Origin of the sequence: Halobellus sp., from assembly GCF_042218505.1 — an archaeon.
In the GTDB taxonomy this organism is placed as follows: domain Archaea; phylum Halobacteriota; class Halobacteria; order Halobacteriales; family Haloferacaceae; genus Haloquadratum.
In genome coordinates, this window is record NZ_JBDGQZ010000022.1 from 1 (window position 1) to 8,662 (window position 8,662).

Genomic DNA, 8,662 nt, shown 5'->3' on the forward strand with positions numbered 1-8,662 from the left:
AGCAACAAGGCAGTGAGCCGCGAACACCCCTTCGGCTACGGGAAGGCACAGTTCTTCTACTCCTTTCTCGTCGCCGTCCTGCTGTTCGGCATCGCGGGGTGGGAGTCCGTCAAACACGGCTACGACGCCATCGTCCACGCCGGTCACGGATCGGCCGGGACCGTCTCGATCGCCGGGGCGACGTTCCCCTCGTGGTACGTCAGCGTCGTGGTCCTTCTCGGTGCGATCGGCTTCGAGAGCTACGCGTTCGCGAAGGCGAACAAGGAACTCAGACGCCAGATCAACCACTACGAGTGGGATGGCCTCCGCGACGCGTTCCGAAAGACGAGCGACGTGACGACGCTGACGGCTTTCACCGAAGACGCAATCGCGCTGCTCGGCGCAGCAGTCGCGCTCGTCGGGATCTTGCTCTCGAAAGCGACGGGCAACGAGGTCTACGACGCGATATCGGCGCTTATTATCGGGCTTCTGCTGATGGGGTTCGCCCTCGCGCTGGCGTGGGAGAACAAGCGGCTGATCCTCGGTGAGAGCCTCCCCGCGGAAGTCGAGGCGGAACTCAAAGCAGCGATCGAAGCCACACCGCAAGTCGTCCACATCGACACGTTCCGCACGGTGTACGTCGGCCCGCAGGACGTACTCGTCACCACCGATGTGAGCTTCCTCCCGGAGACCGATGCTGGCGATATCGACGGGCTGATCAGCGACATCGAATCGCGCCTCATCGAGGCCGACAACCGGGTCAAACACGTGTACGTCGAACCTGAGATCTGAGCCGACCGCTTCGCTTCGACCACCTCACCGATCAGTTCGCCTCGATTGCCTCGCCGACCCGTTCGATCGCCTCGTCCACATCGTCTGCGTCCACGTCCAGATGGGTGCAGAACCGTGTCAGGTAATCGCCGTGTGCGCCGCCGCGGACGCCGGCGCGCTCGCAGGCAGCGACAAACGCCTCCGCGTCGAGGCCGCGGTCGTCAGTGTACACCTGAACGATGTTCGTGTCCGGTTCCGGCACTCGGAGGCCGTCGATATCATCGAGTCCAGCGGCGAGACGGGCCGCGTTCGCGTGATCCTTCGCGAGTCGTTCGACGTTCTCCAGTGCGAGTCGTCCGGGCGCAGCGATCAGCCCCGCCTGCCGCATCCCGCCACCGAACAACTTTCGGACCCGTCTCGCGGCGTCGATAAAGCCGGCGTCGCCGACGAGAATCGATCCGACAGGAGCGCCGAGACCCTTCGAGAGACAGAACAGGACGGAGTCGACGTCGCGGGTCATGCGCTCGGGGTCGACGTCGAGGGCGACGCACGCGTTGAACAGGCGCGCGCCGTCGAGGTGAACAGGGACGCCACGGTCGTGGGCCGCGTCCGCGACGGCCGAGATCGACGCTGCGGGGACCGCGACGCCACCGCGGGCGTTGTGCGTGTTTTCGAGGGTCAGGAGTCCGGTCCCCGGCCGATGGAGGCTCTCGGCGACGTACGCCGACTCGAACTGCGTGGGTGATGGGACTGCGTCGGCAGCGTCGACTGTGCGGGGTTGGAGCCCCGACAACTGTGCGAGGCCGCCGAGTTCCCACCGGTAGATGTGGGACTCCCGATCGAGCACGACTTCGTCGCCGCGCTCGCCGTGGACGTGCGCGGCGATCTGATTACCCATCGTTCCTGTCGGTACGTAGAGCGCATCCTCGAATCCGAGGGTCGCCGCGGCCGCAGCTTCGAGGTCGTTCACGGCCGGGTCCTCGCCGTAGACATCGTCGCCGACGTCGGCGCCGGCCGCCGCCTCACGCATCGCTGCGGAGGGACGGGTCACCGTATCGCTCCGGAGATCGATCGCCATACGCCCACGTTACGGGCGAGCACAAAGAAGTCGCGGATGCGATCGAAAGCGGTTGTGTGGGCTACCCGAGCAGGAACTTCCCGATCCGGGTCTTGGCGACGTCCAGTCGCTCGAGGTGGGCGTCGAGGCCGAAGATTCGGCCCGCACCGAGCATCGCGACGGTCACGAAGAGCAGCAGGCCCATCAGGTCACCGTTGACTAGACCGTGCGCCCAGTCGGCGTTCCCCAGGTAGAAGAACACCATCAGTATGCCCCCGAAGAACGAGGCCAGTCTGACGAGCGCGCCGAGTATAAGCCCGAGACCGATCAGGAACTCGCCGGCCGGAATCGCGACGTTCGTGAACTCCATTAGCCACGGGGTCCCCGCCGCCCAGGCGAAGAAGCCGTGGATCGGGCTGGCAGTGGTTCCGTGCAGCAGGTAGCCGCTCGCGTCGAAGGGCTCGCCCGACACGAAGGCGAACTTCGTGAAGCCCGCGCGAAGGAGCCAGTACCCGGTCACGACCCGGAGAATCGCGATCCAGTAGCCGGCGACCGTGCCCTGCAGGTCGAAGTTGCGGATGTCGTCGAAGGTCGTTTCAGTCGCCGCTTTGGTTTGGGTCGTGACCATAGTCTTTCACCGTACAATTGAACTGTCGCGCCCGGTGCGGATATAACCGGAACGCAGTTCTCAGACCCCCGGAAACGGAGAGAGAGTGTGTCACACACGATTCCCGGATGCGACGACGACGGGATCGACCCCCACGCCGTCTTTTTGTATGGGTGGCGTGAGGTGACGCCTATGTCAGGAGACGACTTGGAACTCGGGATTCATTCGTCGGTCAACGTCGTCTTTCCGCAGTCCCTGCTTCGCGACGAACTCGACGAACTCGCCGCAGAGGTCCTGCTTCTGGAAGACGAATCCGACCTCAGCGACCTCGATGCGCTCGTGACGTTCTCGTTCGAGGAGGCGTTTCTGTCCGCCGACCTCGAGTGGATCCACTGCATCCTCGCCGGCGTTGACGCCTTTCCGTTCGAGGCGCTGGAGCGCCAAGAGATCCGGCTCTCGAACAGTTCGGGCGTCCACGGCGACGCGATCGGTGACACTGTCCTCGGCTATCTGCTCCAGTTCGCGCGACGGTTACACAGTTACCGTGACAACGAGTCGAAGCGCAAGTGGCGCTATCCCGACTGGGACGAGACGTTCACGCTCCCCGGTGAAATCGTCTGCGTCGTTGGCCTCGGGACGCTCGGACAGGGAGTGACCTTCCGCGCGGACGCGATCGGAATGGAAGTGCGAGGCGTCCGTCGGACGCCGACCCCGGTGCCGTCGGTCCATAACGTCTACACGCCGGATTCGCTCACCGACGCCATCGCCGACGCTCGGTTCGTCGTCCTCACGGTGCCGCTTACCTCGCGGACGGAGGGGCTCATCGGCAGCGACGAACTCGACGCGATGCGCGACGACGCGTATCTGATCAACGTCGCCCGCGGCGGCGTCGTCGATCAGGATGCTCTCGTCCGAGCACTGGACGACGAGCGCCTGGCCGGGGCAGCACTGGACGTCTTCGAGACTGAACCTCTTCCCGACGACTCGCCGCTCTGGGAGATGGAGCACGTCATCGTCACGCCGCACGCCGCCGGTGCCACCGACGAGTACGCCGAGCGCGTGGCCGCGCTGGTCAGGGAGAACGTCAAGCGGATGCAACACGGGGAGTCGCTTGCGAACCAGGTCGTGTGAGGCGGCGCCTCCCACGCCCTTGTGTTGTAGTATGTTTGAGTCGATACGGCACAGTTTCGGTGGAACCGAATGTGGGGTTTCAGTCGCGACACAGTGGTTAATGTGCTCGTACCCGGTGGGCTCGCATTCCCGTCGGACGATCCCTGCCGGGAGGAGGTATACGCCTCTCCCAGAGAAGCCGAGATCGTCACCGAACACGCGGAAAACGAGTACAACGATATGACTCGCGCCAGCACCGATTGACGCCGTCGGACGCGACCGCCTCACAGTGTCGTCCTGAACTCGGTCGTTCACGCATTCGACTGCATCGTAGCGCGTGACCGGACGATGGACCGGTGGTGAACGCTGCGCTGTTTGCCACCCGGTGTAGCGAAATTTTCACCCAACCGTGTCCACTGATGACCGTGTAGTCGGATCAAGAGTCACTCCGAGTTCTCTTGCCCGCTCGGATCAATATGATTTCGACTGGCACACTCGGGCTGTTGGTCTTGGCCAGCGCGGCAAGTCTCTTCAGTGCGTGGACGATCGGCGCGGGATCGTCCGGATCGACCCCTTTCGCTCCGGCAGCCGGTGCCAACCCGATATCGACGATGCGCGCCACGTTCGTCGTCGGAGTCCCGGGATTTCTCGGCGCTGTCCTGCAGGGCGCTGACGTCACAGAGACGGTTGGCAGGAAACTCGTCTATGAGATGGCCCTCGGACCAGCCGCCGCGACGATCGCCCTCACGACAGCGGCGCTTCTGATCGGTTGCCGTCATCTTCTCGGGGTATCCCATTGCGACAGCCTTCGCCGTCTCGGGAGCCGTCGTCGGTGAGGGCCTCGCAGCGGGCGGTGAGCCGGCGGCGGCAAGGTCGGACTCGCCGTCGGCCGCTGCTCCCGCTGGTCGAGTCAGTCACCGGGTCGGCGCTGCTCGTGCCGATTCTGGCGTTCGGCGGGGTCGGACACTGTGAGCGCTCGCAAACTCAGCTATACCGCTCTCTCGTGGATCAGCTCGCTACTCGCCGGCGGGGCGATCAGTTACGCGGGATACACTACGCTCGTGGCACTGGTCTGACTTGCGTGCAGGTGCGGTTCCGGTTCGACTGCGGACGACGCTCACGACCGTTCTACCCCTGACAGAGATCTGAGTCCCGATCATCGAGCGACCGCTCGCGAGCGTCGCGCATCGCAGAGCGGTCCGGGTGCGAGAGTCGAACCCCGGTCGGATGTGCTCGCTCACATCGTTTCTCGCGGCAAGGGTCTGACGCATAGACGCATTCTCCGCGTGCACGTGATCTTCCAATCACAGCGGCCGCAGTTCGATATGATTGGAGTCGCTGAGTGCGTGAAGGTTGTCTGCGCCGCAGCGGGGACAGAGACGTTCTTTGCAGGTCGTCTGAGACCTCACTCGACCAATAGCTTATGACTCGGTGGTCAAACTAACCCCTATGTCTGACAGCAGATGGCCCATCTCAGAAACTCGGGCCGCGTATGTCGTGGTCGTCACAGTCGCCGTCGTCATCGCCGCGGTCACCGCCCCGATTGCGTGGTCGGTGGGGTCGAACGCTGGCGGGCCGACCCCGACCGTCGAGGTCATCACCCTCCGTGGCCCGACGACCGACGCCAACGTCAACGCCGTCTCCAAGACCCTTCGGGAGGCGCGGAACAACGACTCCGTCGCCGCCGTGGTCCTCCAGGTCGACAGTCCGGGTGGCCCTGCCGCCTCCAGCGAGGAGCTCTACCTTGCGGTTAACCGCACTGCGGCCGAGTTGCCAGTGGTCGCGTACGTCGAAGGGGCAGCCGCCTCAGGCGGCTACTACGGCATCGCGCCGGTGGATTCGATCTTCGTCAAACCCAGTTCAACCGTCGGCAGCATCGGCGTGACCGTCCAGGCGCCGCTGAGCGCGCTCGAACAGGCCGAGCAGCAAACCGGCACGTACGTGCGGTCCGGCCCAGACAAGGCACAGATCGATCAGGACCGGTTCAGGAGGAACTTAGAACGCCTCCAGCGCGCCTTCGTCGGAACGGTGATGACCCACCGCGGCGACGAACTCTCCCTGACCCGCGAGGAGGTCGCCAACGGCAAAACATACCTCGGTACGGAGGCGGTCGAGAACGGGTTCGCCGACCGAATTGGTGATATCGAGGCGGCAATTGAGGCCGCTGCCGAGCGGTCTGATCGAATCGAGGGTGACCGGTACAACGTCGAATACACCACACAGCAGCTACAAGTTAGCTTGACGATCCAGGCCGCCGCGGTCACCAAGGTCGATGGGACCACCGTCTACCTCACCGAGACCGACGATGGGACCGGCACTGAGGTGGAGGGGACGACGTTCGTCAAACCGGTGCGATACTATATGGTGTGGGGCGTCCCAGTCGAGACGGCCGCCCAGGTGGGGGCCACAGGGGGTAAGACCAATGAGTGACCGAAACCTCGTCCAGCCCATCGCGGTCCTGATCATCTCGCTGACGATCATCTTACTGGGCACGTTCGCCGCCTCGGCGGTCATCGGGGCGGCGCCCAGCGCGCCAACAGACGGGGTGAATATTGACGGGCAATCGCCTCCCCAGTACCAGCCAGAGGCGACCGATATCAACCCTGACCCGGAGGATGGCGAACTCTCAGTGGACAGCGCTGACAGCAACAGCCGAATAGTGATCGACATCCGGCAATCGAGCGATACGACCCGGACCGACTTGGCCCCAATCACCGAGGCGCTGTTCGCGGCGGGCCACTCGGTCACGATACTCGACGGCACGAACGACGAACCGCTCGAGGCCGCTCTCAGCGGCTCCTCCGGACTGTTGATCGTCCAGCCAGATAGTCCGTACCCCGACGAGGAGCGCAACACCATCCAGAACTACGTGGACGCGGGCGGCCACGCAGTGATCGCTGGGGAGCCGACCCGGGCGCAGGTCAGTGGCGGCGGGTTGGTCACGACCCTCTCGCAGGTTTCCTTCGGCGCGACGGAACTGGCCGGGAACTACGGAATCACCGTCGGCTCCGAGGTGCTCTACAACGTGAACGACGATCAAAACGACAACAATTTCAAAAGCATCTACGCCACGCCCGCCCGTGGCGGCTCGATAACCGAGGGCGTCGACACGATCACGTTCGACAGGAGCGGGCACATCATAACCAACGGCGACGACGGCGTCAACGCGCTCTACACCACCGTTGAGGGAACAAAAACCATCGATACCCGACGCGCAGATACATACTCCGTGGTGGCCCGAAACGACTCCGTGATCGTCGTCGCCGACGGGTCGTTCCTCTCCCAGCCCGAACTCTACGACGCCGACAACGAGGTCTTCACCAGCAACCTCCTCTCGTTCCTTCTCTCGGGGGACTCGAGGAACCTCGGCGGGTAACTGCCTCGACTCCGGGAGCGTTCCCGACCCTACGTGCCAACAACTGGGTGCGTCGTCTCGTTTGTCTCCCGTGCGACCCTGTCCCCACGTCACGGGAGCGCCGGCTATGATCCTGCGACGCAGAGGCTCCGGGGTGCCGACCCGGTCATTCGGCCCGCGAGAGCGTGGCCTCGATGCCGTCCCCCGGTCGGAGCGTCGGCGTCACCATCAAGTTCGAGAGTTGGTCGCGAGGGACCTCCAGATCGAAGTCTCGGACCAGGGTCGCGAGGGCGACCCGCGCGCCCTTTTCGGCGAATCCGCGTCCGATACACGCGTGCGGCCCACTGGCGAACGCGAAGTACGCCGCCCGGTCGCTCGGCCCGCGGTCGTCCCACCGCGATGGGTCGAACTCCCTTGGGTTCTCGAAGTACCGGCCGTCCCGGTGGACTGACCACTGTGGCATAATCACCAATGACTCGTCGTCGATAGCGTACCCGCCGAGCGACTGTGCGCCCTCAGCGCGGCGGAAGACTGCCCATGCCGGCGGGTACAGCCGGAGGGCCTCGGTGAACACCTTCCCAGTGTAGCTGAGGTCGGCAGCGTGTTCGTACCCCGACTCATCGTCGCCGATGACCGCACGGGCCTCCGCCCGGACACGCTCGCGGATCTCCGGATGCCACGAGAGCAGTGCCTGTGTGTAGGTGGTCCCCAGTGCTGTCGTCTCGTGGCCGGCGATCATAAACGACACCACCTGGTCCCGCAGATGGTTCTCAGGATACTCGCGATCGCCCGATGCTTCCGCCAGCATTAAAAAGTCGAGCATATCCTGTGGCGGGGCGTCGGTGTCGCGGTGCTCGCGTTTCGCCGTGATGAGTTCCTCGCCGATATCCCGGAGCCGCGAAGCCATCTGTTGGGTTTCCTCAGAGGGCCGGTCGGGGAACCACTCCGGGGTAATCGCAGTCGGCGACACCTCGAACTCGGTGGCGGCTTGCCGCATAATCTGGTGCATCTCCGCCGCCCCGTCGGCACCGATATCGGTGCCGAACAACGACTGACTTGCGGCCCGTACCGTCACGCCAGTCATATCACGGTGGAGGTCTCGCTCTGGTTCGCCAGCGCCAACGGCCGCATCCCAGTCATCGCGCAGCGACGTGACCCGGTCGGCCACCCCGTCGACGTACGTCTCCAGGGGTCCGGCCCCGAATCCCGGAGTGATAGCCTCCCGCTGGTCGCGCCACAGCGACCCTTCGGTCTGGACCAACCCGTTCTCGGAGATGAGCGCCGCCGCGCCGCTGGCCGGAACGCGTGCGAAGTCCTCGATCCGGTCCATCGCGTCGTGACACAGCGCCGGGTCGGTCACCACGACGATCGACGGTCCGACCGGCAACGACACCTCCGCGATGTCGCCGTACCGCGACTGGATCCCTTCGAGAAACCGCAGTGGTGTCCGGGTGAATCGCAGCGCGTTGATAACGCCGGCCTCGGGTGGGTTCGGTGGGCGTCGTCTCTGACTCATACCGTATCAATTGGCTATGTGGTCTTGTGCGTTTCGCGGCGCACTCATTCCAGACAGTTCCGCGTGTCCCCCCTCTACGCGCCCTGTACATCTCAGTCGGCACAACGAGTCGAATCCCGAGATATCCGGGTCCCGCAGTTCGTTCGGTTGCTCCCTGCGTCGATTCTCTCCGTACGGACTTCCCGCTCGTCACTTCGTTCCTCGCGGCGAAGGTCCGGGTGCGAGAATCGAACCCGCGTCTCAGCCTCCACAAGGCTGAAGGATAGT

The 8,662-nt window shown here is 64.4% G+C and carries 7 protein-coding genes and 2 pseudogenes; 5 read left to right on the forward strand and 4 right to left on the reverse strand.

Annotation, left to right across the window (positions count from 1 at the left end; translation table 11 throughout):
* The coding region (locus ABEI27_RS07325; protein ID WP_375798757.1) for a cation diffusion facilitator family transporter at positions 1 to 771 on the forward strand (771 nt) is incomplete at its 5' end.
* A gap of 31 nt (positions 772 to 802) precedes the next feature.
* Here the strand turns inward: ABEI27_RS07325 and ABEI27_RS07330 are convergent.
* The gene (locus ABEI27_RS07330) at positions 803 to 1,828 is read right to left on the reverse strand and encodes a threonine aldolase family protein (RefSeq protein WP_375798758.1); all 1,026 of its coding nucleotides are present in this window, start codon (positions 1,826 to 1,828) and stop codon (positions 803 to 805) included.
* A gap of 61 nt (positions 1,829 to 1,889) precedes the next feature.
* Positions 1,890 to 2,435, reverse strand: coding sequence for a DoxX family protein (locus ABEI27_RS07335; RefSeq protein ID WP_375798759.1), 546 nt, complete (start codon positions 2,433 to 2,435; stop codon positions 1,890 to 1,892).
* A gap of 171 nt (positions 2,436 to 2,606) precedes the next feature.
* On the opposite strand from ABEI27_RS07335, the gene ddh reads away from it, so the two are divergent.
* Entirely contained in the window at positions 2,607 to 3,545 is a 939-nt protein-coding gene (gene ddh / locus ABEI27_RS07340; RefSeq protein WP_375798760.1) for a D-2-hydroxyacid dehydrogenase, read from the forward strand.
* Between the two features lie 455 nt (positions 3,546 to 4,000).
* A pseudogene (locus tag ABEI27_RS07345) lies at positions 4,001 to 4,397 on the forward strand (inorganic phosphate transporter); the annotation flags it as partial.
* 409 nt (positions 4,398 to 4,806) lie between these two features.
* On the opposite strand, the pseudogene ABEI27_RS07350 reads toward ABEI27_RS07345, so the two are convergent.
* A pseudogene (locus ABEI27_RS07350) lies at positions 4,807 to 4,915 on the reverse strand (IS1595 family transposase); the annotation flags it as partial.
* A gap of 58 nt (positions 4,916 to 4,973) precedes the next feature.
* Between ABEI27_RS07350 and ABEI27_RS07355 the strand changes: the two are divergent.
* Entirely contained in the window at positions 4,974 to 5,954 is a 981-nt protein-coding gene (locus ABEI27_RS07355) for a S49 family peptidase (protein ID WP_375798761.1), read from the forward strand.
* Complete coding sequence (locus tag ABEI27_RS07360; protein ID WP_375798762.1) at positions 5,947 to 6,900, forward strand: DUF4350 domain-containing protein; 954 nt, start codon at positions 5,947 to 5,949, stop codon at positions 6,898 to 6,900. Before ABEI27_RS07355 ends, ABEI27_RS07360 begins: the two co-directional genes overlap by 8 nt.
* Before the next feature lie 145 nt (positions 6,901 to 7,045).
* On the opposite strand, the gene ABEI27_RS07365 is transcribed toward ABEI27_RS07360, so the two are convergent.
* Entirely contained in the window at positions 7,046 to 8,395 is a 1,350-nt protein-coding gene (locus ABEI27_RS07365) for a cytochrome P450 (RefSeq protein WP_375798763.1), read from the reverse strand.
* Positions 8,396 to 8,662 lie beyond the last annotated feature (267 nt).